General features: G+C 66.0%; 24 protein-coding genes. 11 read left to right on the top strand and 13 right to left on the bottom strand.

Annotated elements, in window-relative coordinates; genetic code table 11:
• Window positions 1–55 precede the first annotated feature (55 nt).
• Complete coding sequence (locus AC1DUN_RS22120) at window positions 56–724, top strand: TetR/AcrR family transcriptional regulator (protein WP_477715872.1); 669 nt, start codon at window positions 56–58, stop codon at window positions 722–724.
• 22 nt (window positions 725–746) lie between these two features.
• On the opposite strand, the gene AC1DUN_RS22115 is transcribed toward AC1DUN_RS22120, so the two are convergent.
• The 3 genes from AC1DUN_RS22115 to AC1DUN_RS22105 form a co-directional block, all read right to left on the bottom strand.
• Window positions 747–1,781 (bottom strand): porin, encoded by a 1,035-nt coding sequence (locus AC1DUN_RS22115; RefSeq protein WP_477715871.1) that lies wholly within the window; start codon window positions 1,779–1,781, stop codon window positions 747–749.
• A 190-nt stretch (window positions 1,782–1,971) separates the two neighbouring features.
• On the bottom strand, window positions 1,972–2,964 hold the full coding sequence (locus AC1DUN_RS22110) for a Bug family tripartite tricarboxylate transporter substrate binding protein (RefSeq protein WP_477715870.1): 993 nt from the start codon (window positions 2,962–2,964) through the stop codon (window positions 1,972–1,974).
• Window positions 2,961–3,851, bottom strand: coding sequence for an N-formylglutamate amidohydrolase (locus AC1DUN_RS22105; protein WP_477715869.1), 891 nt, complete (start codon window positions 3,849–3,851; stop codon window positions 2,961–2,963). Before AC1DUN_RS22105 ends, AC1DUN_RS22110 begins: the two co-directional genes overlap by 4 nt.
• 79 nt (window positions 3,852–3,930) lie before the next feature.
• Between AC1DUN_RS22105 and AC1DUN_RS22100 the strand changes: the two genes are divergently transcribed.
• On the top strand, window positions 3,931–4,833 hold the full coding sequence (locus tag AC1DUN_RS22100; protein WP_477715868.1) for a LysR substrate-binding domain-containing protein: 903 nt from the start codon (window positions 3,931–3,933) through the stop codon (window positions 4,831–4,833).
• Window positions 4,834–4,851: 18 nt separating this feature from the next.
• Here AC1DUN_RS22100 and AC1DUN_RS22095 read toward each other — a convergent pair whose 3' ends face one another.
• On the bottom strand, window positions 4,852–5,802 hold the full coding sequence (locus AC1DUN_RS22095; protein WP_477715867.1) for a LysR family transcriptional regulator: 951 nt from the start codon (window positions 5,800–5,802) through the stop codon (window positions 4,852–4,854).
• A 121-nt stretch (window positions 5,803–5,923) separates the two neighbouring features.
• Between AC1DUN_RS22095 and AC1DUN_RS22090 the strand changes: the two genes are divergently transcribed.
• Window positions 5,924–7,132, top strand: a complete 1,209-nt coding sequence (locus tag AC1DUN_RS22090) for an MFS transporter (protein WP_477715866.1) — start codon at window positions 5,924–5,926, stop codon at window positions 7,130–7,132.
• A gap of 57 nt (window positions 7,133–7,189) precedes the next feature.
• Here the strand turns inward: AC1DUN_RS22090 and AC1DUN_RS22085 are convergent, their stop codons facing one another.
• Window positions 7,190–8,056 carry an oxidoreductase gene (locus tag AC1DUN_RS22085; RefSeq protein ID WP_477715865.1) on the bottom strand — a complete coding sequence of 289 codons (867 nt, stop codon included), beginning with the start codon at window positions 8,054–8,056 and terminating at the stop codon, window positions 7,190–7,192.
• A 134-nt stretch (window positions 8,057–8,190) separates the two neighbouring features.
• Between AC1DUN_RS22085 and AC1DUN_RS22080 the strand changes: the two genes are divergently transcribed.
• Window positions 8,191–9,183 carry a LysR family transcriptional regulator gene (locus AC1DUN_RS22080; RefSeq protein WP_477715864.1) on the top strand — a complete coding sequence of 331 codons (993 nt, stop codon included), beginning with the start codon at window positions 8,191–8,193 and terminating at the stop codon, window positions 9,181–9,183.
• A 9-nt stretch (window positions 9,184–9,192) separates the two neighbouring features.
• On the opposite strand, the gene AC1DUN_RS22075 is transcribed toward AC1DUN_RS22080, so the two are convergent.
• The 3 genes from AC1DUN_RS22075 to AC1DUN_RS22065 form a co-directional block, all read right to left on the bottom strand.
• Window positions 9,193–9,804: a hypothetical protein gene (locus AC1DUN_RS22075; protein ID WP_477715863.1), complete on the bottom strand. Its 612-nt coding sequence runs from the start codon at window positions 9,802–9,804 to the stop codon at window positions 9,193–9,195.
• Window positions 9,801–10,316 (bottom strand): hypothetical protein, encoded by a 516-nt coding sequence (locus AC1DUN_RS22070; protein WP_477715862.1) that lies wholly within the window; start codon window positions 10,314–10,316, stop codon window positions 9,801–9,803. Before AC1DUN_RS22070 ends, AC1DUN_RS22075 begins: the two co-directional genes overlap by 4 nt.
• A 266-nt stretch (window positions 10,317–10,582) precedes the next feature.
• The gene (locus AC1DUN_RS22065; RefSeq protein WP_477715861.1) at window positions 10,583–11,620 is read right to left on the bottom strand and encodes a zinc-dependent alcohol dehydrogenase family protein; all 1,038 of its coding nucleotides are present in this window, start codon (window positions 11,618–11,620) and stop codon (window positions 10,583–10,585) included.
• A 302-nt stretch (window positions 11,621–11,922) separates the two neighbouring features.
• Here AC1DUN_RS22065 and AC1DUN_RS22060 point away from each other — a divergent pair, with 302 nt between their 5' ends.
• On the top strand, window positions 11,923–14,373 hold the full coding sequence (locus tag AC1DUN_RS22060) for a glucose/quinate/shikimate family membrane-bound PQQ-dependent dehydrogenase (protein ID WP_477715860.1): 2,451 nt from the start codon (window positions 11,923–11,925) through the stop codon (window positions 14,371–14,373).
• A 4-nt stretch (window positions 14,374–14,377) separates the two neighbouring features.
• On the opposite strand, the gene AC1DUN_RS22055 is transcribed toward AC1DUN_RS22060, so the two are convergent.
• Window positions 14,378–15,274, bottom strand: a complete 897-nt coding sequence (locus AC1DUN_RS22055) for a LysR family transcriptional regulator (RefSeq protein WP_477715859.1) — start codon at window positions 15,272–15,274, stop codon at window positions 14,378–14,380.
• Between the two features lie 169 nt (window positions 15,275–15,443).
• Here AC1DUN_RS22055 and AC1DUN_RS22050 point away from each other — a divergent pair, with 169 nt between their 5' ends.
• The 3 genes from AC1DUN_RS22050 (at window position 15,444) to AC1DUN_RS22040 (ending at window position 17,682) form a co-directional block, all read left to right on the top strand.
• Entirely contained in the window at window positions 15,444–16,193 is a 750-nt protein-coding gene (locus AC1DUN_RS22050) for a glucose 1-dehydrogenase (RefSeq protein WP_477715858.1), read from the top strand.
• Window positions 16,194–16,371: 178 nt separating this feature from the next.
• Window positions 16,372–17,271, top strand: a complete 900-nt coding sequence (locus tag AC1DUN_RS22045; protein WP_477715857.1) for an SDR family oxidoreductase — start codon at window positions 16,372–16,374, stop codon at window positions 17,269–17,271.
• A gap of 69 nt (window positions 17,272–17,340) precedes the next feature.
• Window positions 17,341–17,682 carry a hypothetical protein gene (locus AC1DUN_RS22040; protein ID WP_477715856.1) on the top strand — a complete coding sequence of 114 codons (342 nt, stop codon included), beginning with the start codon at window positions 17,341–17,343 and terminating at the stop codon, window positions 17,680–17,682.
• Here the strand turns inward: AC1DUN_RS22040 and AC1DUN_RS22035 are convergent.
• Complete coding sequence (locus tag AC1DUN_RS22035) at window positions 17,679–18,542, bottom strand: AraC family transcriptional regulator (RefSeq protein ID WP_477715855.1); 864 nt, start codon at window positions 18,540–18,542, stop codon at window positions 17,679–17,681. The genes AC1DUN_RS22040 and AC1DUN_RS22035 overlap by 4 nt on opposite strands.
• Before the next feature lie 167 nt (window positions 18,543–18,709).
• On the opposite strand from AC1DUN_RS22035, the gene AC1DUN_RS22030 reads away from it, so the two are divergent.
• The gene (locus AC1DUN_RS22030) at window positions 18,710–19,258 is read left to right on the top strand and encodes a carboxymuconolactone decarboxylase family protein (RefSeq protein ID WP_477715854.1); all 549 of its coding nucleotides are present in this window, start codon (window positions 18,710–18,712) and stop codon (window positions 19,256–19,258) included.
• Between the two features lie 10 nt (window positions 19,259–19,268).
• Here AC1DUN_RS22030 and AC1DUN_RS22025 read toward each other — a convergent pair whose 3' ends face one another.
• Window positions 19,269–20,201 (bottom strand): LysR family transcriptional regulator, encoded by a 933-nt coding sequence (locus tag AC1DUN_RS22025; RefSeq protein WP_477715853.1) that lies wholly within the window; start codon window positions 20,199–20,201, stop codon window positions 19,269–19,271.
• 135 nt (window positions 20,202–20,336) lie between these two features.
• Between AC1DUN_RS22025 and AC1DUN_RS22020 the strand changes: the two genes are divergently transcribed.
• A complete protein-coding gene (locus AC1DUN_RS22020) occupies window positions 20,337–21,347 on the top strand; it encodes an aldo/keto reductase (RefSeq protein WP_477715852.1) in 1,011 nt (336 codons plus the stop codon).
• A gap of 31 nt (window positions 21,348–21,378) precedes the next feature.
• Here AC1DUN_RS22020 and AC1DUN_RS22015 read toward each other — a convergent pair whose 3' ends face one another.
• Window positions 21,379–22,572 (bottom strand): Fic family protein, encoded by a 1,194-nt coding sequence (locus AC1DUN_RS22015; RefSeq protein WP_477715851.1) that lies wholly within the window; start codon window positions 22,570–22,572, stop codon window positions 21,379–21,381.
• A 205-nt stretch (window positions 22,573–22,777) separates the two neighbouring features.
• Window positions 22,778–23,962: an NAD(P)/FAD-dependent oxidoreductase gene (locus AC1DUN_RS22010; RefSeq protein ID WP_477715850.1), complete on the bottom strand. Its 1,185-nt coding sequence runs from the start codon at window positions 23,960–23,962 to the stop codon at window positions 22,778–22,780.
• 218 nt (window positions 23,963–24,180) lie between these two features.
• Between AC1DUN_RS22010 and AC1DUN_RS22005 the strand changes: the two genes are divergently transcribed.
• Window positions 24,181–24,681 (top strand): hypothetical protein, encoded by a 501-nt coding sequence (locus tag AC1DUN_RS22005; RefSeq protein WP_477715849.1) that lies wholly within the window; start codon window positions 24,181–24,183, stop codon window positions 24,679–24,681.

Raw genomic sequence — 24,681 nt, 5'->3', positions numbered from 1 at the left:
CCACAAAAGAATAGCAAAGATAATGAACGCTGTCCACATAAATAAGTAACAAGCCATGTCGAGCGCGCCCCAGATACCGTCACCCCGCAGCACTTACCGCCACGGGGACTTGCGGCGCGCCCTGCTGGACGCCGCCGTGGAGCTGGCCCGCGCGGGCGGGCCCGAGGCCGTGGTGCTGCGCGAAGCCACGCGCCGCGCGGGCGTTGCGCCCAATGCCGCGTACCGCCATTTCGAAAGCCGCCAGGTCCTGCTCTATGCGGTGCGCTCCGTCGCCCTGGCGGCCGTGGCCCGCGCCATGGAGGCCGAGCTGGCCGCGCTGCCGCCGGACCTATCGCCCGCCGAATTCGCCCGCGCCAACCTGCGCGCGGTCGGCACCGGCTACCTGCGTTTTGCGCAGGCCGAAAGCGGGCTGTTCCGCACGGCCTTCGGCCCTTCGGATGATTTGAAGGAAAGAGCCCAGGGCGCGCCCGCGGACAGCGAGCGCAAAGGCCAAAGCGGGCTGGATCCCTTTGAGCTGCTGGGCGCCGCGATCGACAAACTGGTGGGCGCAGGCCTGCTGCCGCCCGGGCGCCGCCCCGGCGCCGAATTCCTCGCCTGGTCGGCGGTGCACGGCCTGGCCATGCTGGTCGTGGACGGTCCGTTGGGCCCGCTCATGGGCCCGCAGATGCAGCAGATCGGCCAGCGCGTGATCGATATGGTGGAAAAAGGCCTCTGCGAGCAGTAGGCCTGTCCGGCTGGCTGGCCGCTCAGAAGTTGTGCAGGATGCCCACGCCGTAAACCCGGATCAGGTCGTTGGCGACACGGTTGTTGGGATCGGTGCGGTCATAAAAGGCATACAGCGAGGTGCGGTTGCTCATCTTGTAGGAATACCCCGCCTGGAAGCGTTTGAGTTTTCCGGCCGGATCGCTCTGCACATCCTTGCGGATGTAGTTGCCCATGATCTTGCTGCTGGGTGTCAGGTCCCAGGAGGCGCCAATCATCTGCGCATCGACCTTGCTGCGTGACAGCGGGCCGCCCACGAAGTTGTCGCGGTTGTAAACCGCCCAGGCCCGCACTTCGCCGAAGTCGTAGGAGCCGACCAGCATCCACTTGTTCCTGAAGTCGTTGAGCAGGGCGCCACCGCGCTTGCTGTCGCTGCCGTAGCCCAAGCCCAGCCCCAGGGGGCCGCCGCCTTCGCCGTAGCTGACCGACACATCGGTCTGCTTGTAGTCGCCCTCAAAGCGTATCGGGCCGGCCGGGTTTTCCGCCAGGCCTTCGCCGTTGAGGTAGTGGCCGGCGCGGAACACAACATTGCCGATGACCGGGCTGGCGTAGCCGATGGCATTCGACACGCGCGTGCGCGCATTGAAGATGGAGGTGCCTATGGCCGTGGCGCCCGCGTCGTGGATCACGTACTCCACATTCCGGCTCAGGATGGCATAAATCGGCGTGCGGCTGGGCGCGGCCGAATCAATGCGGCCGATGTTGACGACGCCGAAGTCGCCGCCAATCCCCACGTAGGAGTTGCGGTACATCGGCGTGCTTGATGCCCCGGTGTCGGAAGAGATTCCCATCTCGAGCCCAAACAGGGCTTTGAGCCCGCCGCCCAGGTCTTCGACGCCCTTGAAGCCCAGGCGGGAGGCGTTGCCCGTGATCAGGGTCTGGGAAATGGAGCCGGTCTTCGAGTTCTCAAAGCTCGTGTCCATCCTCCCGTAAATCGTCACCGTGCTTTGCGCCAGCGCGGCCACGGGTGTTATTGCACCGGCGGCCATGGCGGCCAGGCAGATCATCTTCAGTTTCATCCCTCACTCCTCAAATGTTTTTGTCGATGGCGGAGATTCATCACCGCCGCTGGGGTTTTCGCGGGCAAAGCTCGCCCAGGCCGCTGAAGATTTCGTCTTCGGCGGGCAGCAAGAAACTTCAGGGGGAAAGGCGTGGGTGTCAGCCGTCCGGCTGGGGCGTGACGCCAGGGTGGCGGGGATTCATACTCGCCTAGTCCAGCACAATCTTGTTGGCCTGCGCGACGTTCTTGAAGAACTGGATGCGCTGAATCACTTCCTGCCGGTACTCGGCGGGCCGCACATTCTCGGGAAGCATGGCGCCGCGCTTGCGCCAGGTTTCCTGCGTGTCCTTGTCGCGAAGAATGCTGCGCATCGCGTCATACAGCGTCTGGATGATGGGCTCCGGTGTCTTTGCCGGTGCGGCCAGTCCCGTCCACGAGGTGAGGTTCAGGTCGGGCAGCTTGAGCTCGTCAAAAGTCGGAACATCCGGCAGCTGCGGCACGCGCAGCGGCGCCGCGACGGCCAGTGCGCGCAGGCTCCCGTTCTGCAGCATGCCGAGATTGGAGGACAGGTTGTTCCAGGTCAGCTGCACCTGCCCCGACAGCAAATCCGTCAGCGCCGGCCCGGAACCCCGGTAAGGAATGTGCGTGATGAACAGGCCCAGCTTGGCCTTGAGCAGCTCCATGCTCAGATGCGCGACTGAGCCGTTGCCCGATGAGGCGTAGTTCAGCTTGCCCGGATTGGCCTTGGCGTAACGCACAAACTCGGCGAAGTTCTTGACGGGCAGCTTGGCGCTGGCGACCAGCACATTGGGCAGCCTGTCGATCAGCGTGATGTAGGCGAAATCGTTGACCGCGTCATACGGCAGGCTGCTTGACACCGCGGGGTTGACCACATGGGTCGACTGCGAGGTGACCACCAGCGTGTAGCCGTCGGGCGCGGCCTTCGCGCCTATGCCGGTGCCTATGGCGCCGCCCGCGCCGGCCTTGTTGTCGATCACCACCGGCTGGCCGAGCAGCCTGCCCAGCTTGTCGGAGACGGCGCGCGCCGAAATGTCCACCGCGCCGCCGGGTGGAAAAGGCACGATCAGCGTGATGGGTCGGTTGGGCCAGGCGCGTGCCTGGCTGAAGGCCGGGCAGGCCATCACGCCGGCAGCGCCGGCCGCCATGCCGAGAACCTGCCTGCGGTTGCGGATAAGTGTCATGCTGTGTCCTTGAGCTTGGCCTTGCGTTCGGCCTGAACGGTTTCTTCCCTGATGTAATTCGCGATGTCCTGCAGCACCAGGTGGATGCGCTTCCTGAGTTCAGGAAACCGCCGCTTGGGCTCGCGTGTTTTTTCGTCGAGGTAAAGGCCCCTGTTGATCTCGACCTGCAGGCTGTGCTGCCCGAGCGCGGGCCGGCCCAGGCTGCGCACCAGGTCCTGGCCCGCATAAGGGTCGTTCAGTGCCACCGTGTAACCGTGCCGCCTGAAGGCTTCGCCCACAACATCCACAAACGCCGCGTCGCAGCTTGCGCCGTGCAGGTTGCCCAGCACGATGTCGGCCAGGGGCTTCTCCGGAAGTCCCAGGCGCGCATAGGCATTGCTGGGCATGGAATGGAGATTGAGGTGCCACCACCCGCCCTGCCGTGTGCTTGCGCCGGTCAGCGCATCGGCCAGCGCGCGGCGGTACGGCCGCCAGCAGCTTTCAATCCGTTGCGCAATCTCGCGGGCGTGGAGCCGGCGGTTGTAAATCGGCTCCAGCGTCGGTGTCTTGCTGAAGACCAGGCCGTTGCCAAGCCGCAGGCAGCGATCGGAGGGCGCCACCGGCCCGGACCATTCGCCGTCCAGCATCGCAAGGTCTATGTCGTCCTCAGCGCGGTTGGTGTCGATGTAGCTGCGTGGAAAGGTCGCGTGCACCAGCGTCGCGCCCACCAGCGGGGCGGCGTCCCACAGCTGCTCGATCAATGTGTCCTCGCATTGCCGCAGCTGCTGCAATTCGATCGCGAAATCGAAGTCTTGCGGATAGCAGGTGCCGCTGTGCGGTGAATCGCATACCAGCGCGATGGGATTGTCGGTAGGGCGAATGACTTTGACGGGCTCGGTGTTGCTCATGGGCCGCAGTGTGCGGCCGCGGCCGCCGCAGGGCAAACGACAATTTCAAAGCAGGTGATTAGATGATCTAATGCGCTCCATGAAGTTCAAGTCACCGTCGCTGGCCGAGCTGCACGCCTTTCTCGGGGTCTGCCAGCTCGGCAGTTTTCGCCGCGCGGCCGAGGTTCTCTCCGTCACCCAGGGCGCCGTCAGCCAGGCCATCCTGCGGCTGGAGCAAAGGCTGGGCTGCAGCCTGTTCGACCGGCAAGCCACGGGCGTGGTGCCCACGGCCCGCGGGCGTGAATTCCAGAAGCTGGTGGAAGCGCATGTGGCCGGGCTGGAGTCGGCGGTCACGCAGTTCGGCGGTGCGCCCGCACAGCGCAAGGTCCGGGTCAGTGTGCTGCCGACCCTGGGAACGCGCTGGCTGGTTCCCAGGCTGGCAGGCTTTCAGTCCCTGAACCCGGGCATCGAAGTGGAACTGCGCCAGTTCCGCTTTGATGAAGACTTCACGCGCGATGACGTCGACCTGTGGATCGCGCTCAAGCGGCCCGGCAAAAAGTGGCCGCGCGGCATCCAGGGGCGCTACCTGCTGGGCAAGGAGATCACGCCGGCCTGCACGCCCGCGCTGGCGCGCAACCTCAAGCAGCCGGCGGACCTGGCCACGCGCCCCCTGCTCCATCACATCAACTACCCGGGCAACTGGGCCGTCTGGATGGAAGGCGCGGGCGTGAAAAAAACCCTGCCCGCGCTGGGCCCCGGCTTTGACCTTGGCAACAACCTCATCGTCGCGGCCACCGCCGGCATGGGTGCCATCGTCATCCAGCCCTGCCTGATCGAGAGCGAGCTGCGCAGCGGCCAGCTGGTCCTGCCTTTCGACATCTGCGTTCCCACCGGCCGCGGCTACTACCTGTGCCAGCGCTCGGCCACCGCCAACACGAACCGCGCAGTGGACGTGTTTGCCGCCTGGCTGCTACAGCAGGCTGTGGACACGGCCCGGGTTTAGCCCGGCAGCCGCGCCCGCTCAGGCGGCGCCCATCGGTTCCGGCCGCGTCGGCAGGCCCATGCCCGGGGGCAGGCCCTCGCGCAGCGCCTCCACAAAGCGGCGCAGTTTGGCCGGGTAAAAACTCGAATAGGGATAGATCAGGTAAACCGGCAGCGGCGCCGCGCACCACTGGGGCGCCAGGTGCAGCAGCCGGCCCTCTGCCACATCGTCGGCCACCAGCCAGGTCGAGGCGATGCTCGCGCCCAGGCCCAGCAGCGTGGCATTGCGCAGCGCGAACAGGCTGTCGGTGCCCAGGCGCGGCCGTATCGCGAAGCGGTAGTCCTCGCTGTCCCGGCCGGCGTGGCGCCGCGTCAGCGCCACCTCGTTGCGGTAAAAAGTCTGCAGCGCCAGCCAGGGCAGGCCTTGCAGCTCGGCCGGCTGCAGCGGCGGCGGCCGGCCCTGCAGCAGCGACGGTGCGGCCACCACGATGCGCCGGACTTCGGCGATCTTCACGGCCACCAGCGAAGGGTCTTCCACCGCGCCCACATGCACCGCGCAATCGATGCCCTGGGCGATGAAGTCCGGCGTGCCGTCATGCAGCAGCCATTCCACCGTCACGCGCTCGTGGCGCCGCAAATAATCGACCACCGGCCCCACCAGCTGCTGTTGGCCCAGCGCGTGCGGCACCACCACGCGCAGCGTGCCCTCCGGCACCTCCTGGGTGCCGCGCAGGTCGGCCTCAAAAGCGTCCCAGTTGCCCAGCAACTCCTTGGCGCGGCTAAAGCAGCGCTCGCCGTCCTCGGTCAGCTTCATCGCATGGGTGGAGCGCTGCAGCAGCTTGAGCCCCAGCGATCGCTCCAGCGCCTGCAGGCGCCGGCTCACCGTGGGTTGCGTGGCGTTCATCTGCGCGGCGGCGGCCGACAGGCTGCCCGCCTCCACGATGCGCACAAAGGTCTGCATCAGTTCAATCCGGTCCGGCGCGGTTTTCATGGGGTGTCCGTTCTGCGTTCTTGCATGCGTTTGACGTATGACCATTGTGCCCAATAGCCGCCTTCACAGTGCAAAACCCGGCCCGCATACTCGCATCCTGCTTCAAACCTGGACTCCTGCCATGACCTCCACTCTTTATACGCATGACCACGCCGCGCCGGCATTGCCGCTTTCGCTGATCCTGCTGCTCGCCACCGGCGCCGGCCTGGGCGCGGCTTCGCTGTATTACAGCCAGCCCATGCTGGCCCTGCTGCTGGCCGAATTCAAATCCACGCCCGCCGCCATAGGCCTGGTGCCCACCTTGACCACCCTGGGTTATGCGCTGGGCATTGGGCTGCTCGCGCCCCTGGGCGACCGCTATGACCGCCGCCGCATCATCCTGGGCAAGGCCGTCGCCCTGGTGCTGGCTTTGCTGCTGGCCGCCGCCGCGCCTTCGGTGGCGGTGCTCGCGCTGGCCAGCCTGGCGATCGGCCTGGCGGCCACGCTGGCGCAGGACATCGTGCCGGCCGCCGCCACGCTCGCCCCCGAAGCCCAGCGCGGCAAAACCGTGGGCACGGTGATGACGGGGCTGCTGCTGGGCATACTGCTGTCGCGTGTGGTGGCCGGCGTCGTGGCCGAGCAGCTTGGCTGGCGCAGCATGTTTGTGGCCGCGGCGCTCAGCATCGCGCTGCTGGGCGTGGCCGTGTGGCGGCGCCTGCCGCGTTTTGCGCCGACCACGCAACTGCCCTATCTGGCGCTGCTGGGCTCGCTGGCCACGCTGTGGAAGCGCCACGGCGCGCTGCGCCGCGCGGCCCTGGCCCAGGGGCTGATCAGCATTGGCTTTAGCGCCTTCTGGTCCACCCTGGCCATCATGCTGCACGCCGCGCCCTTTAACCTGGGCAGCGGCGCGGCCGGCGCCTTCGGCCTGGCGGGGGCCGCCGGTGCGTTGGCCGCGCCGCTGGCCGGCCGCCTGGCCGACAGCAAAGGCCCCGAAGTCGTGACCCGGCTGGGCGCGGCGCTGGTGGCCGCCGCCTTTGTCGCCATGGCTGCCGGCCCCGACCAGCTGTGGCTCATTGCTTTAGGTGCGGTGGTGTTTGACCTGGGCGCGCAAGCCACGCTGATCGCGCACCAGACCATCATCTACGGCATAGAGCCCGCCGCGCGCAGCCGCCTCAACGCCGTGCTGTTTATCGGCATGTTCAGCGGCATGGCCAGCGGCGCCTGGTTGGGCAGCGTGGTGCTGGCGCGGGCCGGCTGGCAGGGCGTGTGTGTGATGGCGGCGGTCGCTGGTGCCGCCGCGCTGGTGGTGCGCATGTGGCCCGCGAAAAAACTCGCACCCTGCGCGGCGTGATCTTCGTTGCACAAAAAAAGGCCTCTCGCGAGGCCTTTTTGATTGACGCACCGCAGCTCAGGCTGCCAGCGCTTCCGTGGGGAAATCCGTCGAGGCGGCCAGCGCCTTCCAGTCCTTCAGTTCAGCGTTCACAAACGCATGCTTGTCCGCAATTGTTTGCAAGGTATCGGTGCCCAGCGGCAGGCGCAGCGGCGGGGCGCTTGCATCCACCAGCGCCAGCATGGCCTGCGCCAGCCGCAGCGGGTCACCGGCCTGGTTATGGTTGATGCGCGTGGCGGCCACGCGCACCTGGCCGGCGCTGGCGGCATAGTCGTCCAGGATGCGCGGCGACACCGCCAGCGAGTTGCTGTCCAGGAAGTCGGTGCGGAAATAACCCGGCTCCACCACCGTCACATGGATGCCCAGCGGCGCAAGCTCGCCGTGCAGCGCTTCGCTCAGGCCCTCGACCGCGAATTTGGTTGAGCAGTACACGCCAAAGCCCGGGCCCGACTGGTAGCCGCCCAGCGAGGAGATGTTGATGACGTGGCCGCGGCGGCGCGCGCGCATGGCCGGCAGCACGGCGCGCGTCACGTTGAGCAGGCCGAACACATTGGTGTCATACAGGCGCCGCACCTCGTCGGCCGTGGCTTCTTCCACCGCGCCCAGCAGGCCGTAACCCGCGTTGTTGACCAGCACGTCGATGCGGCCGAAGCGCGCCAGCGCGGCCTGCACCGCCGTGGCAGCCTGGGCTTCATCGGTCACGTCCAGCGGCAGCGCCAGCAGCGCGTCGCTGGCAGGAAAGCGCTTTTGCACCGAAGCCGCGTCGCGCGAGGTCGCCACCACCGCCTCGCCGCGCGCCAGCGCCGCTTCGGTGATGCGCGCGCCTATGCCGCGCGCCGCGCCGGTGATCATCCACACCCGTTTGAAATCCGTCTTTGCATTCATGGCCTTGCCCCTTGAAAAAAAGTAGTTGAGGAGGGCAATGTAGGTTTTCGATTGCGTGTTGAATAGCTGGCAGTCGCTGGGTTCATAATCAAGCAAATCGTGATAATTGTCGTCCCAGCCCCAGGAGAGCCGCCATGGCACTGAACGAACTGCGCGCCATCGCCACCTTCGTCAAGGCGGCCGAACTCGGCAGCCTGCGCCAGGCCGCCGCGGCCCAGGCCATCACGCCGCAGGCCGCCAGCCAGGCGCTGGTGCAGCTGGAGCGCCACCTGGGCGTGCGCCTGTTCCACCGCACCACGCGCAGCCTGAGCCTGACCGAAGAGGGCCAGCAGTTTCTGCAGGCCGCGCAGCCCGGGCTGTCCACCCTGCAGCGCGCCCTGCACGGCGCGCGCCGCGGCCGCGAAGAGATCGCCGGGCTGCTGCGCATTGCCGCGCCGCGATCCATCATGCTGGAGGTGCTGTGGCCGGTGCTCGAGGAATACTGCCGCCGCCATCCGCAGGTCGAGCCCGACATCCAGATGGACGACCGTATTGGTAACTGGGTCGAGGACCGCGTCGACGTCGGCTTTCGCGCCGGCTCGCCGCCCGAGGGCGGCATCATCTCGCGGCGCATCCTGCCGTTGCAGCTCGTCGTCTGCGCCTCACCGGCCTACATCGCGCGGAACGGTGCACCCCAGACCATTGAAGACCTGGCCCAGCATCGCTGCACCGGCTTTCACCACACGGGCACCGGCAAGACCATGCCCTGGGAATTCAAGGTGGGGGAAGAGGTGGTGGCCCGCACCGTCGCGACCTCCTTCCTGAGCAACGACGTGGACCTCGAAGCCCGCGCCGTCGTCGCCGGCCAGGCCATAGGCCAGCTCATAGGCGCGACCGCCGCGCCGCTGGTGCGCGCCGGCCTGCTGGTGCCGCTGCTCACGCAGCACGTCACCGAGCACCTGGGCCTGCACGTCTACTACGGCAGCCGCAACGCACAGCCGGCACGGGCGCGCGCCTTTATCGACCTGGCGGTGGAGCGCTTGGTGGGCAACACGCAGTTTTTCCTGGAGCCGCATGAGCTGCGAATGCCCGGCAGGGCCGCGACGAAGGGCACCCAGGCCGCAGCAAAGAAAAAACGTGCGGCTTGAGTCCCGCGGCTAAGGTTTGGCGGGAGGGGTTTTGCTTTCGACGGCCGGCGAAGAGGCGGACTCGCTCAGATTAAGCACCTGTACCGGGTAGACCTCTTTGACGTAGAGGTAGAAGAACGCCAAGGAGAAACCCAGCACGAACAGGCCGATGATCTGCGAGCTGAGCTCCATGCCCGCGGCGGAAATTTTCATCGTGCCGGCGAGGGGCGCCGGGACGGCTTGTTGCCCCGCGCCGTCGGCGGCAACCGCCGCGCCTTTTTCCTTTCTGCGGCGATGAACTTGCTGCAGCCCGTAGTCCCGGTTGAATTGCAGATAGGTCATCCACAAGCCGAAGCCGACGATGGCCAGCACGATGCCAAACATCAAAACAGTTGAGTAGAAATGCCAGTTCCAGGAGCGCTGCGCGAACTCGTGCTGCCAGGCGAGGTAGGCATAGTATTTTTTCAGTGCCTCGGCCGCGGCCGCCTCATTGCCCGTGTTTGCCGGAACACCCTGTGGCGCCGCGGTCGTGCTGGCCTGCGCCGCGACTTCCTTGAAGTTGATCCCGGTGTCCTGTGCACGGCCGGAGGACGACAAAGCCATGCAGAAAAAAACAAGAAAGAAAATTCTGGAGAGTTTCATTTTTTGTTCTCCTCCGGAAACAGTTTTGCCGTCACGGAAAGGTAGTAGCGCAGCCGGCTCAGGTCGCAGCCCTTGGGTGTGCTCTCGTTGAATTCCTTGACGTCTTTAGGCCTGGCCGACAGCGTTGTGGCCAGCAACTGGTGCATGGCGGCCAGTTGTTTGGCGTCTGCATTGCTTGCGCAGGGGTCCGGGGTCTCCTTGCCGAAGACTTTGAGGTCCGGAAAAATCCCGGGTTTGGATTCCGGGATTTTCATGCTCGCTTCCTTCGGGATGAGGATGCGCTGGTCGTAGTGCTTCAACAGATTTCCCAGAACAATGTTCTGGTTCTCCGCGGAGAGGCTGGTCCCCGTAAAAAGGCTTTCCTTGGTCAGGAGTTCAGGGGTCTTGGAAGCCTTGGCCTTGTCCGCGGTTTGCCCATGAACAGGCATCGCAAATTGAAGCGCTGCAAGGCTGAAGAAAACTCCGGCGTGAACGAGGTTTCGAAAGACAGGCATGGCGGTTCCTTTCGACATCGAAAGGGCTGCAAGCGGGTGCGGCCCGGAACAGGTAGGCTTGACGGTTATAGCGCGCCAGGCCCAACCCTCGCATCCTCCAACCGGAGGAGGAAACCAGCTTGCCGGCTTGGCGCGCCTGCGCTCAGTCCAGGAACTGCGGCAGTTCAGAAAACACCTGCTCGGGTGCATCTTCCATTAGCCAGTGGCTTGAGCCTTTCAGCACCACGCCCTTGACGTCGTTGGCCATCAGCCGGCCCTGCTCGATCAGGAAAGTGCCGCCGGCATCACACCTCGATGATCACCTTCAGCGCCTTGGTGTCGGCGGCCTGGCTGAAGGTCTCATAGGCCTTCAGGATCTCACCGAGCTTGAAGCGGTGGGTGATCAGTAGCCCGGCATCGATGCCTTTGGACTGCACGGTCTTGAGCAGCATGGGGATGGACATGGTGTCGACCAGCCCCGTGGTGATGGTCACGTTGTGCGACCACAGCCTTTCCAGGTGCAGGTCCACCTTGCTGCCATGCACGCCCACGTTGGCAATCGTGCCGCCCGCGGCCACGATGTCCTCGCAGAGTTCAAAGGTCGCGGGAATCCCCACAGCCTCGATGGCCGTGTCCACGCCGCGCCCGGCCGTCAGCGCCATGATCTGCCGGGCCGCATCGCCGTTCTGGCTGTTGACCGTGTCGCTGGCGCCAAAGCGCCTGGCCACGGCCAGCCGGTGCTCGTCCACGTCCACCATGATGATGCGCGCCGGCGTGTAGAACTGCGCCGTCAGCAGCGCCGCCAGCCCTATGGGTCCCGAGCCCACAATCGCGATCGCGGAGCCCGGCACCACCTTGCCGTTGAGCACGCCGCATTCAAAACCCGTGGGCAGGATGTCGCTGAGCATCACCAGCGCCTCCTCGTCCGCGCCGGCCGGGATAGGGTACAGGCTGGTATCGGCATGCGGCGTGCGCACGTACTCGGCCTGCGTGCCGTCGATCTGGTTGCCCAGGATCCAGCCGCCGGTGGTGCAGTGCGAATACATGCTGAGGCGGCAGTACTCGCACTTGCCGCAGGACGAGATGCAGGAAATCAGCACCCGGTCGCCGGGGCGAAACGCCGTCACGCCCGCGCCCACCGAATCGACCACGCCCACGCCCTCGTGCCCCAGGATGCGCCCCGGCGCGCAGGTGGAAACATCGCCCTTGAGGATGTGCAGGTCGGTGCCGCAAATCGTGGTTTTGGTGATCTTCACGACCGCGTCGCCGGGCGCCTGGACCTCCGGCTTGGGGCGGTCTTCAAGGGCCTTGAGGCCCGGCCCGCCGTAAACAAGTGCTTTCATTTTTGGTGTTCCCCTGGGTTGCCGCCATGCGAACCCGCAGGACTCCACGATGACGCATGCCGTGCCCCCCAGCAGGCGCGCATTCGGCGCGCGGGTCTGTTCGCTGGCGCACAGAACCGGGTTGGGGCCAGGGCCTTCCTACAGACATCTCAGCCCGAGGCTGACGCGCGTGGCGGCGCGTGCGGACTAGATTGGTTCCACAGCCGCTGTGTTTTTTTGACGCCTCCATGCCAGGCCCATGGCTGAACCGCGCGGTCCAAAGAACACAAGAACACAAGAACACAAAAACACGAAGAACAAAAATGCCGACTTACAACCCCTCCCCTGTCAACCCCGCGCTCAAGCCTGTCGACCCGCTCAAACGCCGCACGGCCTGGGCGGCGGGCCTGGTCCTGCTGGTGCTCGGTGTGCCCCTGCTGCTTGCCGGGTGCTGGCTCGTCGTGCTGGGCGGCAGCTCCTACTACCTGCTCGCGGGCCTGGGCTTTGTGCTGGCGGGCGTGCTGCTGGCACGCCGCAGCCCGTCCGGCCTGTGGGTGTTCGCCCTGGTGGTCGGCGGCACACTGGCCTGGGCGCTGTGGGAGGCCGGGCTGGACTGGTGGCCGCTGGCGGCGCGCGGCGGCGTGGTGTTTCTCATCGGACTTTTCCTGCTGACGCCGCGGGTCGCCCGCACCTGGCCCATCCACGCCATCGGCCACGAGGGCTTTCTCGGTGCGCGCGGCGGGCGCTGGGCCCTCGGTTCGGCGCTGGGCGCCTTCCTGGTCGCGGCAGTCGTGACCTGGTTTCACGATGACAACCGCGTAGTGGGCATGCTGCCCCTGCCGCCCATGGGCGCCAGCGCCGCTGCGCAACCGGCCGACACCGTGCCGGCCGATGAATGGCATGCCTACGGCCGCAGCGGCCTGGGCCAGCGTTATTCGCCGCTGGCGCAGATCACGCCCGACAACGTCAAGAGCCTGGAGCTGGCCTGGCAGTACCGCACCGGCGACATGCGCGGCCGCCCCGGCGACCCGCAGGAAACCACCTTCGAGGTGACCCCGCTCAAGGTCGGCAACCGGCTGTTCTTCTGCACACCGCACCAGTCGGTGATCGCGCTGGACGCCACCACCGGCGCCGAGGCCTGGCGCTTCAACCCCGAGATCCAGGACAAGCTTGCGCTGCAGCACCTGACCTGCCGCGGCCTGTCCTACCAGCCGCCGGCCACCGCGCCTAAACCCCCGGCCGCCGACGGCTGCACGGCCAAACTTTTTATGCCCACGGCCGACGGGCGCGTGATCGCGCTGAGCCCCGAGACCGGCAAACCCTGCACCGCCTTTGGCGGCGGCACCGGGCAAATCGACCTCTGGGCCGGCATGCCCAACCGCAAGCCCGGCGCCTATTACTCGACCTCGCCCGTGGTCGTGACTTCGCGCCTCATCATCGTCGGCGGCACCGTGCTCGACAACGTCTCCACCCAGGAGCAGTCCGGTGTCATACGCGCTTTCGACATCAACACCGGCGCCCTGGTGTGGGCCTGGGATTCGGGCCGGCCGGGCAGCAGCGCACCACTCGCGCCCGGCCAGACCTACACCGCCAATTCGCCCAACAGCTGGTCCATCTCCAGCGTCGACGAGGCGCTGGGCATGGTCTACGTGCCCCTGGGCAACCAGCCGCCCGACCAGTGGGGCGGTAATCGCAGCCCGGCGGTGGAAACCTATTCCTCCTCCGTCGTCGCGCTGGACCTGGCCACCGGCAAGGTGCGCTGGAATTTCCAGACGGTGCACCACGACCTCTGGGACTACGACGTGCCGGCCCAGCCCAGCCTGCTGGACCTCAACATAGGCGGCAACAAGGTGCCCGCCCTCGTGCAGCCCACCAAGCAGGGCGAGATCTTTGTGCTGGACCGCCGCACCGGCACGCCGCTGCTGCCCGTTACCGAAGTCCCCGCGCCGCAGGGTGCCGCGCAGGGCGACCGCAGCGCGCCCACGCAGCCGAAGTCGGCGCTGTCTTTTAACCCGCCGCCGCTGACCGACCGCGACATGTGGGGCGCCACCATGTTCGACCAGCTGTATTGCCGCATCGCTTTTCACCGCCTGCGTTATGAGGGCCGTTTCACGCCGCCGTCCACCCAGGGCACGCTGGTCTACCCCGGCAACTTCGGCGTCTTCAACTGGGGCGGCGTGGCCGTGGACCCGGTGCGGCAGATGGTGTTCACTACGCCGACCTACCTGGCCTTTGTTTCAAAGCTGGTGCCGCGTACTGACGACACGACACTGATGGTCCAGGGCAAGCAGCGGCCCGAAGGCAGCCTGCCCTCGCTCAATGAAAACTTCGGCGCGCCCTTTGCCGTCAAGCTCAGCGCCTTTTTGTCGCCGCTGGGCATCCCCTGCCAGGCGCCGCCCTGGGGCTATGTGGCCGGCGCCGACCTCGTCACCGGCGCCGTCGCCTGGCAGCACAAAAACGGCACGGTGCGCGACCTCACCCCCCTGCCGCTGCCGTTTCGCATGGGCGTGCCCAACCTGGGCGGCCCGCTCGCCACGGCCGGCGGCGTTGCCTTCCTCTCCGGCACGGTGGACGACTATGTGCGCGCCTACGACGTCAACAACGGCGACGAACTCTGGAAGTCCCGCCTGCCTGCCGGCGGCCAGGCCACACCCATGAGCTATGCCGTCGCCGACGGCCGGCAGTTTGTGCTCGTGGTGGCCGGCGGCCACGGCTCGCTGGGCACGCGCGCGGGTGACTATGTGCGCGCTTATGCGCTGCCACTGGCGCGTTGAGTTCTCAGCGCGCGTGGGCCATGACGTCGGCCACCCAATCTACGAATACCCGCACGCGCGGTGAGAGCTGCCGGTGGTGCGGATACAGCACTGACACCGGCATGGGCGCCGGCCTGAATTGCGCCAGCACTTCCACCAGTGCGCCCGCCTCCAGCTGGCCGGCCAGGTGGTAGCGCGGCACCTGGATAAAACCCAGGTGCGCGGCGCAGCAGGCCTTGTAGGCGTCGGCGTCTGTCACCGCCACCGAGCCCTTGAGCTGCACCTGGCGCGGCATGCCGTCCACGATGAAATCAAAAGGCAGCGCCTTGCCCGTACGGCTGGATAAAAAATTCACCGCGCGGTGCCCGCGCAGCGCCTCCAGCGTGTCGGGCTTGCCGTGTTTGGCAATGTATTCGCGGCTCGCGCAGGTCACCTGTTCAAGCAAGGCCACGCGCCGCCCCACCATGCTGGACTCGGCCAGCTCGCCCACGCGCAGCACGCAGTCCACGCCCTCGCGCACCAGGTCCACCAGCCGGTCACCCATGCCGATTTCGAGTTCGATGTCCGGGTAGCGCGCAAAAAAATCGCCGATCACCGGCAGCAAAAAATGCTTAGCCAGCGTGCCGTGCAAGTCCACGCGCAGTTTGCCGCGCGGTTTGCTGCCCACGTTCACAAACGCCGACTCGGCCTCTTCCAGGTCCGTCAGCAGGCGCAGGCAGCGCTCGTAATAGGCCGCGCCGTCCTGCGTGGGGCTTACGTGGCGCGTCGTGCGGTGCAAGAGCCGCGCGCCCAGGCGTTTTTCCAGCTGCTGCACCGCATGCGTCACGGTCGCGCGCGGCAGGCCCAGGTCGTCGGCCGCCTTCGTAAAACTGCCCAGCTCCACGATGCGGGTAAAGAGCTGCATCGAACTAAAACGGTCCATGGATCGTAGCCTGATTGTTGGCGTAAATTGAATAGTGAAGGCAAGTTTACGGTATTTATGGCATGTGGATTGAATAGAACAATGGCGTCACTGGCTCACCAAATCGCTCAAACAAACAAAGCGCCGCGGGCAGTCAGAGCAAACCAACCCATCAACCCAGGAGTTCCAAATGACCGCTTCCGCATCCCCCCAAGTTGCCATCGTCACCGGCGCCTCGCGCGGCATAGGCGCGGCCGTCGCCCAGCGCCTTGCGCAAGAGGGCTACGCCGTCGTCGTTAACTACGCCGGCCAGGCCGGCGAAGCCCAGGCCGTGGTGCAGTCCATCACGTCCGCCGGTGGCAAAGCCGTCGCCGTGCAGGCCGATGTGGCCAGCCCTGCGGCTGTGAAGCAGCTGTTTGACGAGAGCATCAAGGCCTTCGGCCGCGTCGACGTGCTCATCAACAACGCCGGCATCATGCCGCCCACGCTGCCGGCGCTGGCCGATACCGACGACGACACCTTTGACCGCCTCTTTGCCGTCAATGTCAAAGGCACGTTCAACACCCTGCGTGAAGCCGCAAAGCGCCTGCAGTCCGGCGGCCGCATCGTCAATTTCTCGACCAGCGTGATCGGCCTGGCCTTGCCCGGCTATGCGGTCTATGGCGCCACCAAGAGCGCGGTAGAAACCTTTACCAACATCATGGCCAAAGAGCTGCGCGGCAAGAACATCCGCATCAACGCGATCGCCCCCGGCCCCACGGCCACCGCCCTCTTCCTCAACGGCAAGACGCCCGAGACGGTGGAGCGCATGTCCAGGATGGCGCCGCTGGAACGCCTGGGGACGCCGGAGGACATCGCGAGTGCGGTCGCTTTCCTTGTGAGCGAGAACTCTGCGTGGGTGAACGGCCAGACCTTGCGCGCCAACGGAGGCGTGGTTTGAAAGGGGGGCAGCTTTCTACTGCGCGCCCCGATCTCAGGCTTGCGCTCCTCGCCGTACGGGTGTACGGCTCCGGTGCTCGACCTGACCTCGGGCCGCTCGCTACGAAATCTGCGCGCCCTTTCGCCAGTCCACAAACACCTTTTCAAAATTCCAATCCACCTTCAGAAAGACACGCATCATGAAATCCGTCATCCTCGTCACCGGTGCAGGCACCGGTATCGGCCACCTCAGCGCCCGTTCGCTCGCACAAGCCGGCCACACCGTGTATGCCAGCATGCGCGACATCCAGGGCCGCAACGCGCCCAAGGTGCGCGAGCTGCGCGACTGGAGTTTTGCCAATGGCTTTGACTTGCGCGCCGTTGAACTCGACGTGCTCTCGCAGCCGTCTGCCGACGCCGCCGTGGCGCACATCGTGGCCGAGCAAGGCCGCCTCGACGTCATCGTGCACAACGCCGGCCACCTGGTCGTCGGCCCCGCCGAGGCCTATACGCCCGAAGAAATCATCAAGGTGCTGGACACCAACTTCCTGGGCAGCCAGCGCGTGAACCGCGCCGCGCTGCCGGTCATGCGCAAGGCGGAAGCGGGCCTGGTGCTGTGGGTCAGCAGCAGCACGGTGCGCGGCGGCTTCCCGCCCTTCCTTGGCCCCTATGCCGCCGCCAAGGCCGCGATGGATTCGATGGCGGTCACGATGTCCTACGAGCTCGCCCGCTTCGGCATAGAGACCTCCATCGTCGTGCCGGGTGCTTTCACCAAAGGCACGGACCACTTCCCCAGCGCCGGCAAGCCGGCCGATGAAGCGACGACAGCCGCCTATGCCCGCTATGACGGGGTGATGGACAAAGTCGGCGAGCGCCTCTCGGCCCTCAGCCCCGAGCATGCCGACCCGCAGGCCGTGGCCGACGACATCACCCGCATCGTCGGCCTGCCCGCCGGCACGCGGCCCTTCCGCTCGGTCACCGACTTCATCGACGACGGCGCCGCTGAAGTCACGGTGGTGGCCGAACGTGTACGCGAGGAATTCGCCCGGCGCATAGGCATCGCCGACATGCTCAAGCCTGCGGTGCGCCGGGCGGCTTGAGACTCGTGCCGGGGCGGGTGGCGCAAGCCGCACCCCGCCCCTCACTCAAATCTCTTCAGAAAGCACACCATGAACCCCGCTCTCATCGCGGCCTTGGCCCGGACACTGATGGCCCTGGCCTTCATAGGCCCCGGTGCCTCACACTTCCTCGATTCGGCAAAGCAGCGCAACTACATGGGCGCCGCCATCGGCGCGGTCGAGGTCGCTGCCGGCCTGGCGCTCGCCTTCGGCTGGCAGGTGCGCTGGTTCGCGTTGGCCGCCGCGACCTTTTTGCTGGCCGATGCTTTCATCGCCCACAACTTCTGGGCCGCGACGCCGCAAGCGCTGCGCAACCAGGTCCTGCACTTCTTCAAGAACCTCGCGCTGGCCGGCGGTTTTGTGCTGCTGGCCTTGGTGCCGCAGGGCCGCTAGGAAATCGCCTTGGCTCCCTTGGCCCATTCACGCGGTGAGACCCTCGTCTTCTGCACAAACAGGCGCGACAGCGCCGAGGCGTTGGCATAACCCAGCTGCACGGCAATCGCCTTGAGGGATTGGCCGCCGCGCAGCTCGGCCTGGGCAATCGCCAGCCGCCAGGTGGCCAGGTAGTCCGCCGGCGTTTGCCCGACCTTCTGCTTGAATAGCAGCGCGAAGGCGCTGCGCGACATGCCGGCGGCTTGCGCCAGGCGCTCCAGGCTCCAGGCCTCACCGGGCTTTTCATGCACCGCGGCCAGCGCGCGCGCCAGGCGCGGTTCGGCCAGGCCGGCCAGCAGGCCCTCGGGCGCGCCGCCTTCCGGTGGATGGTCCAGCAGCCAGCGCAGCATCTGCAGCAGCAACACCTCAAACAGCCTGTCGGCCAGCAGGCGCTGGCCGCAGCGCACCTGCTGCGTTTCGGCAAACAGCAGCGCCAGCGTGTGCTCCAGCCCCTGCACGCGCGCCAGCGGCAGCACCACCAGCGCCGGCAAGGCGCGCGCAAGCGGGTGGCCGGCGCCGCCGTCAAAAGCCAGCGTCGCGCAAGTGAAGTCCGCGCCTTCCACCGGCGCATTGTGAAAGTCGTGTGCCAAAGGCCTTGGGTAAAACACCAGGCTGGGCTCGGTCACCTCCACGCGGCGCGGCGCGCCTGTGCCCGCGCGGTGCGTCACCACCATGGTCCCGCGCCGCATCACATGCAAAAAACCCAGCCCGGCCTCGGGCGTGAAATGCGTGACGCCGCACAGCGGCCCGTTGTGGAACATGTGGGCCCGCACGCGAAAGCGGTCCATCAGGGCAGAAAGCCGGTCCAGTCCTGGGTTCATGGGGAGGCTTGCGTTGGGCATGTCTGGATGATAAGGATGATTTGATGGATTAATTGATCCAATCAGTCCAGATTGTCGCGGGAAACTGCATCCCGTGCCGCCAAGGCCTTCAGGCCCGCCGCACGAAATGTTCAGCCCTTCACTTCCAACCCTTCAAGGACTCCACCATGTCACGCATCCCATTGATAGACCGCAGCGCCACCACCGCCGAGCGCAAAACCCTGCTCGACCAGGTCCACCAGGCCTTCGGCGCCACGCCCAATATGTTCAAGGCCGTTGCCAATTCGCCGGCCGCGCTCAAAAGCATGTGGGGCTCCTTCGGCGCCTTGGGTGGCGGTGTGATTGATGCCAAACTCGGCGAGCAGATTGCCGTCGCGGTCGCCGACCGCAACGCCTGCGAATACTGCCTGGCCGCCCACACCGCGCTGGGCCGCAAGGCCGGCGTCAGCGCTGAAGCCATAGCCGCCGCGCAGCGCGGCGAATCCGCCGACCCGGCCACCGCCGCGGCGCTCGCGTTTGCGCTCAAGCTCGTGAACGAACGCGGCAACGTGTCCGAGGCCGACGTGCAGGCCCTTCGCAAGGCCGGCTTCAGCGATGAGCAGCTGGTCGAGATCCTCGCGCATGTGGCGCTCAACCTCTTCACCAACTACGTCAACGTGGCGTTTGCGGTGCCGGTCGATTTCGCGCCCGTCAAGCTGAGCCGCGCGGTCGCCTGAGGCTGCGCCGCTACTGCGGGTACAGCTTGGCGCCTGCCGCGAACTCCGCCTTGAACACCTCCGCCACCCAGTCGGCAAAGGCCCGCACCTTGGCCGTCAGGTGGCGGTTGCGCGGGTACATCACCACTATGGGCAGGTCTTCGGGTTGCCAGTCGGGCAGCACGCGCACCAGCGCGCCGCTGGCCAGCAGCGCGCAGGTACGCCGGGTCAGCGGTGGCTGCGACAGGCCCAGGCCGGCCAGCACCGCGCTCATATGGCTGTCGGCGTCGTTGCAGGTCACCCAGTGCGGGCGGTTGATTTGCCGCAGCTCGCCGTCCTTTGAGAACTCGAATGGAAAGATCTTGCCGGTCTTGGCCGAATGGAAGTTCACGAAGCGGTGCTGCTCCAGGTCCTCCAGGGTTTTCGGCGTGCCGTACTGCGCCAGGTAAGAGGGCGCGGCGCAGGTCACCACCTTGAGCCGGCCCAGCGGCCGAGCCACCAGGGTCTCGTCGTGCAGCAGGCCGCCGCGAATCACGCAGTCCACGCCCTCGGCCACCAGGTCCACCGGCCTGTCGCTGCTGCCCAGCTCCAGCACCATGTCCGGGTAGCGCTTGAAAAATTCCGGCAGCGCCGGCGAGATCACATGCCGGCCCACGGCGGCCGGCACATCCACGCGCAGCCGACCCGCCGGCGTGGCCACAGAGCGGCGCAGCGCGCCTTCGAGCTCGCCCATGTCCTGCAGCATGGCCAGCGCGCGCTGGTGGTACAGCGCGCCGTCGTCCGTCAGGCTCAGCCGGCGTGTGGTGCGGTTCAGCAGGCGCACGCCCAGATGGGCTTCCAGTTCCTGCACCGTCGTCGTCACGCGCGCCTTGGGCATGTGCAGCGCCGTGGCCGCCGCGGTAAAGCTGCCCAGCTCGACCACGCGGTTAAACACTTCCATCGCTTTGTAGCGGTCAACACTCATGAATCCAACCTTATTGTTCTTGAATTGGGTAACAGTTATTTCAGTAGTTGGCAGTTTATTCCTGTAATTGAAATCAATACAGTCCTTCTACCCAAGCATCCATGCACTGACTCCGAATTCAACGAAAGGCTCCCCATGAACACCACCACCCTTGCCCAAACCCGTCTGGGCGCCAAAGGCCCGCAATCCGTTTCCGCCATAGGCCTGGGCGCCATGGGCATGTCCGGCATGTACGGCGCCAGTGACGAGGCGCAAAGCATCGCCACCGTCCATGCCGCGCTCGACGCCGGCATCAACCTGATAGACACCGGCGACTTCTACGGCATGGGCCACAACGAGATGTTGCTGGGCCGCGCGCTCAAAGGCCGGCGCGATGAGGCGCTGGTCTCCGTCAAGTTCGGCGCGATGCGCGACCCCAGCGCCGGCTGGATCGGCATGGACGGTCGGCCCGCCGCCGTCAAGAACTTCCTGGCCTACAGCCTGCAGCGCCTGGGCACCGGCCACATCGACATCTACCGCATCGCGCGGCTGGACCCGAATGTGCCGATTGAAGACACGATTGGCGCCATCGCCGACATGGTCAAAGCCGGTTTTGTGCGCCACATCGGCCTGAGCGAAGTCGGCGCCGACACCATCAAAAAAGCCCACGCGGTGCACCCGATCACCGACCTGCAGATCGAATACTCGCTGCTCAGCCGCGGGCCCGAGGCCGACATCTTTCCCGTGCTCAAGCAGCTGGGCATAGGCGTCACGGCCTACGGCGTGCTCTCACGTGGCCTGCTCTCGGGCTCCAAGCCGACTGGGCCGAATGACTTCCGCACCCACCTGCCGCGCTTCACCGGCGACAACGCCGCCAAAAACCAGCAGCTCGTCAATGTGCTGCAGCAACTCGCCGCCGGCCTGGGCGCCACGGCTTCGCAGGTCGCGATTGCCTGGGTGCTCGCGCGCGGCAAGGCCCTGGGCGTGGACATGGTGGCGCTGGTCGGTTCGCGCACCTTGAAGCAGCTCGACGAATCGCTGGGTGCGCTCAAGCTCTCGCTGGGCGGCGAAGAGCTCCAGCGTATTGAAGCTGCGCTGCCCGCTGATGCCGTGGCCGGCACGCGCTATGCCGCTGAACATATGGCGCATTTGGACAGCGAGAAGTAAGAAGAGAAGAAGAACGGCTCCAGGCCTGAGGTCAGGCCGGCGCCTTGTCCTGATTCCAGCCTTCCACATTGACGGCGTAGCGTGTTGCCTTGCCAACGCCGGTCACCATGAGCAAGCCATGCTGCAGCAACTCCGTGAGGTCGCGGTTTGCCGTCGCTTTGGAGGTGCCCGTGATCTTGCTGTATTTGTCGGTCGTCATGCCGCCCAGGAAGCCGCCGTCGCCCGCCTCCAGCAGGCGAGCCAATATCTTGCTCTGCCGCTCATTCAGGGACAAGCCGGAGGCGCGCAGGCGGAACGCCGTCTTTTGCAGCGCCTGTGTCACCACGGCCTGCGATCTGAGGCAGCAGGCCGTGAAGGCGCGCACAAACCACTGGACCCAGGGCGTGACGTCCAGCCCGCCCCGTTGCGCCTGATTCAGTGCGTCGTAGTACGCCTCCCTTGACTCGAACATCTGCCGCGAGAGCCCGAACAGGCGCGCCGATGAGCCGATGTCCTGGGCGATCGCCATGTCGACGATGGCCCGTCCGACCCGGCCGTTGCCGTCTTCAAACGGGTGTATCGACTCGAACCACAGGTGCGCGATGGCGGCGCGGGCGATGCCGTTGATGGAAGGGACGACGGACTGGGTCGCCGTGCGCTGCGCGGGGCGTGTGTCTTCAAACCAAGCCAGAAACAGCTGCATTTGCGCCGCGACGTCGCCCGATGCCGGCGCGATGTAATGCACCTTCTCCCGTCCCAGCGGGCCGCTGACGATTTGCATTTCGTCCGCATGGTCGCGGTAGCGCCCCACAGCGACTCTGCGCAGGCCCGATGTGCCGCCGGGGAACAGGGCCGACTGCCAGCGGCACAAGCGGTCTTCATCCAGCGCTGATTGATAGCCATCCGTCGCGTCCTGCATCAGCTCGATCAAGCCTTCCACGTGACGGTCCTGCGTAGGGAGGTCCGCCAGTCCCAGCCGCCGGCACACGGAGGACCGCACCGCGTCCAGGTTGAGTTTTTCACCCTCAATAGCTGCCGTGGCCATGGCTTCCTGCACCCACAATTCGCCGGTGATCGCCTGCGCGTCCGCCAACCCGATAGCCTGCATTTGTCCCAGCAACCGGCCTTGCTCCAGGCGCGCAATGTTCAGGTCATGCTCAAGAGCGCTGGCGTCAAACACCAGCGCCGGCCAGCCTGACTGTTGCCACACATAGGCCGGCTTGGGAAACGAGGTTTGGGAGGCCATGAGACGTATTTTAGCAAATACGCATCAAAAAATGAGGCGTATTTATCAAAATACGCCTCAATCTCGGCCTTTTCCCCCGCAAACCTGCCTTTTCCGCCACTTTGCTGCGGGTGGTGATGACCTTGGTGCTGGCCGTGCTCTCGGTGCGTACCCTGCATTGGGTGTTCAGCGGCAAGTTGTTCGCGGTGTGAACCGGCGGCCTGGCTTAGATCACATTCTTCTCAACCAGGGCTTCACCGCTTACCAGCCGCCCGGCCGCCAGCGGCGACAAATCCAGGCTGGTGTAAGCCCCCTCGCTGATCCATTCCGCCAGGCCGCGCCCCACGGCCGGCGACTGCTGCAGGCCGTGGCCGCTGAAGCCATTGGCCAGCAGCAAATTCGGCAGCAGCGGGTGCGGCCCCAGCAGCGCGTTGTGGTCCAGCGTGTTGTATTCGTAATAGCCGGCCCAGGCGCGCTGCAGGCGCAGCGCCTCAAAACCCGGCACGCGGTGCGCCAGCGTCAGCCAGGCCTGGTCGAAGAGTTCGTGGTCCACGTCCAGCGGTGCATCGTTGTCGTCATTGCCCTCGGCAGGCGGCAGGCCGCAAATCCAGATATCGCCCTCGGGCCGGAACCACAGGCCGCTGGTGTCTATCACCAGCGGGCAGCCCGGCGTCTTCGCGGGGCTGGCAAAGGCATAGACACAGCGCCTGCGCCCATACACCGGCAGGTCCAGCCCGGTGCCTGCCATCAACGGCCGCGCCCAGGCGCCCGCCGCGTTCACCGCCCAGTCGCAGGGCAGTTGCGCGCCGTCCTGCAAGCTCACCGCCGTCACGCGGCCCGCGTTGTGCACAAAGCCCGTGGCCTCGGCCTTCACATACTGCACGCCCAGGCTGCGCGCTTTTTGTTTAAAGGCCATCAGCAGGCCGTAGCCGTCAAACCAGCCCTCGCCCGCCAGGCCCAAAGAACCCAGCGCGAGGTCGTCCACATTGAGCCAGGGAAAGCGCTGCCGCAATTGCGCGGGCTCCAGCAGCGCGACCTCCACGCCCATGGCGCGCTGCGTCGCATGGTTCTCGTGCAAGGTGGCCGCGCCGGCATCGGTTGCCAGATAAAGATAGCCGCGTTCGGCCAGGCCGATCTCGGGCACGCTGCCGTCAACGGCCAGGTGCTGGTGAATGTTGCGCAGGAATTCAATGCCGAACTGCGAGACCGCGATGTTTACCGGTTGCGAGAACTGCTGGCGTATCGAGCTGGCCGACAGCGCCGACGAGGCCTGCGCATAAGTCGGGTCGCGCTCTATCACCGTGACCTCGCCGGCAAAGCGCGGATGGCTTGCAAGAAAGTAGGCGATCGCGCTGCCGATCACGCCGCCGCCCGCGATGACGATTTTTTGGGAGGGTGTTGTGTTGCGCATGCCGTTCGCTTTTGTCCTGCAGTCTCGATGCGCCACATCCTACATGGCGGCCATGCTGGCCACGCACTTGTCGCCGCACAGCGACAAAAAAGGTTAAGCGCAAGCCCTCAAGTGCAACGGTGTGTGTGCGGGGTCAACAGCGCGCGGCGCCATGCCGTTGAACACGAGGCTACGTGATATCAACGATTCAACCTTCCATATCCAAAGGACTCTCTCTCATGAACAAACTGCTCGCTACCCTGATCGCCACCCTGTTCGTTGGCATCGCTTTCGCACAAACCCCCGCCCCCACCGCACCTGCCGCTCCGGCCGCTACCAAAGCTGAAGTCAAGGCGGAAGCCAAGGCCGACAAGGCCGTCGCCGGCGCCGTGAAGAGCGAAGCCAAGGTTGATGCCAAGGCAGACGCCAAGGTCGCCAAGGCTGAAAAAGCCGCGGCCGCAAAAACCGCCAAGGCCGATGCCAAGGCTGCCAAGGTGAAAGCCAAGGCCGAAGCCAAAGCTGCCAAGGCCGACGCTGACGACCAGGCCAAGGCCAACGCCAAGGCTGAAAAGACCGGCATCAAGGCAGATGCCAAAGCCGCTTCCACCAAGGTTGACGCCAACGCCAAGGTCGACTCGCTGAAAGTGGAAACCGGCGCCGACAAGGCCAAGGCCAAGCTCGACACCAACGCTGTCAAGGCAGAAGCCAAGACCGACGTGAAAGCCGCCGCAAGCAAGTAA

The sequence above is a fragment of the Polaromonas sp. P4_F6 genome (assembly GCF_056401275.1).
This window is presented reverse-complemented; position numbering and strand designations above follow the sequence as displayed.

Coding starts and splice junctions, on each gene's coding strand:
- AC1DUN_RS22120 (WP_477715872.1), top strand. CDS start 56: ATGTCGAGCGCGCCCCAGATACCGTCACCCCGCAGCACTTACCGCCAC.
- AC1DUN_RS22115 (WP_477715871.1), bottom strand. CDS start 1,781: ATGAAACTGAAGATGATCTGCCTGGCCGCCATGGCCGCCGGTGCAATA.
- AC1DUN_RS22110 (WP_477715870.1), bottom strand. CDS start 2,964: ATGACACTTATCCGCAACCGCAGGCAGGTTCTCGGCATGGCGGCCGGC.
- AC1DUN_RS22105 (WP_477715869.1), bottom strand. CDS start 3,851: ATGAGCAACACCGAGCCCGTCAAAGTCATTCGCCCTACCGACAATCCC.
- AC1DUN_RS22100 (WP_477715868.1), top strand. CDS start 3,931: ATGAAGTTCAAGTCACCGTCGCTGGCCGAGCTGCACGCCTTTCTCGGG.
- AC1DUN_RS22095 (WP_477715867.1), bottom strand. CDS start 5,802: ATGAAAACCGCGCCGGACCGGATTGAACTGATGCAGACCTTTGTGCGC.
- AC1DUN_RS22090 (WP_477715866.1), top strand. CDS start 5,924: ATGACCTCCACTCTTTATACGCATGACCACGCCGCGCCGGCATTGCCG.
- AC1DUN_RS22085 (WP_477715865.1), bottom strand. CDS start 8,056: ATGAATGCAAAGACGGATTTCAAACGGGTGTGGATGATCACCGGCGCG.
- AC1DUN_RS22080 (WP_477715864.1), top strand. CDS start 8,191: ATGGCACTGAACGAACTGCGCGCCATCGCCACCTTCGTCAAGGCGGCC.
- AC1DUN_RS22075 (WP_477715863.1), bottom strand. CDS start 9,804: ATGAAACTCTCCAGAATTTTCTTTCTTGTTTTTTTCTGCATGGCTTTG.
- AC1DUN_RS22070 (WP_477715862.1), bottom strand. CDS start 10,316: ATGTCGAAAGGAACCGCCATGCCTGTCTTTCGAAACCTCGTTCACGCC.
- AC1DUN_RS22065 (WP_477715861.1), bottom strand. CDS start 11,620: ATGAAAGCACTTGTTTACGGCGGGCCGGGCCTCAAGGCCCTTGAAGAC.
- AC1DUN_RS22060 (WP_477715860.1), top strand. CDS start 11,923: ATGCCGACTTACAACCCCTCCCCTGTCAACCCCGCGCTCAAGCCTGTC.
- AC1DUN_RS22055 (WP_477715859.1), bottom strand. CDS start 15,274: ATGGACCGTTTTAGTTCGATGCAGCTCTTTACCCGCATCGTGGAGCTG.
- AC1DUN_RS22050 (WP_477715858.1), top strand. CDS start 15,444: ATGACCGCTTCCGCATCCCCCCAAGTTGCCATCGTCACCGGCGCCTCG.
- AC1DUN_RS22045 (WP_477715857.1), top strand. CDS start 16,372: ATGAAATCCGTCATCCTCGTCACCGGTGCAGGCACCGGTATCGGCCAC.
- AC1DUN_RS22040 (WP_477715856.1), top strand. CDS start 17,341: ATGAACCCCGCTCTCATCGCGGCCTTGGCCCGGACACTGATGGCCCTG.
- AC1DUN_RS22035 (WP_477715855.1), bottom strand. CDS start 18,542: ATGAACCCAGGACTGGACCGGCTTTCTGCCCTGATGGACCGCTTTCGC.
- AC1DUN_RS22030 (WP_477715854.1), top strand. CDS start 18,710: ATGTCACGCATCCCATTGATAGACCGCAGCGCCACCACCGCCGAGCGC.
- AC1DUN_RS22025 (WP_477715853.1), bottom strand. CDS start 20,201: ATGAGTGTTGACCGCTACAAAGCGATGGAAGTGTTTAACCGCGTGGTC.
- AC1DUN_RS22020 (WP_477715852.1), top strand. CDS start 20,337: ATGAACACCACCACCCTTGCCCAAACCCGTCTGGGCGCCAAAGGCCCG.
- AC1DUN_RS22015 (WP_477715851.1), bottom strand. CDS start 22,572: ATGGCCTCCCAAACCTCGTTTCCCAAGCCGGCCTATGTGTGGCAACAG.
- AC1DUN_RS22010 (WP_477715850.1), bottom strand. CDS start 23,962: ATGCGCAACACAACACCCTCCCAAAAAATCGTCATCGCGGGCGGCGGC.
- AC1DUN_RS22005 (WP_477715849.1), top strand. CDS start 24,181: ATGAACAAACTGCTCGCTACCCTGATCGCCACCCTGTTCGTTGGCATC.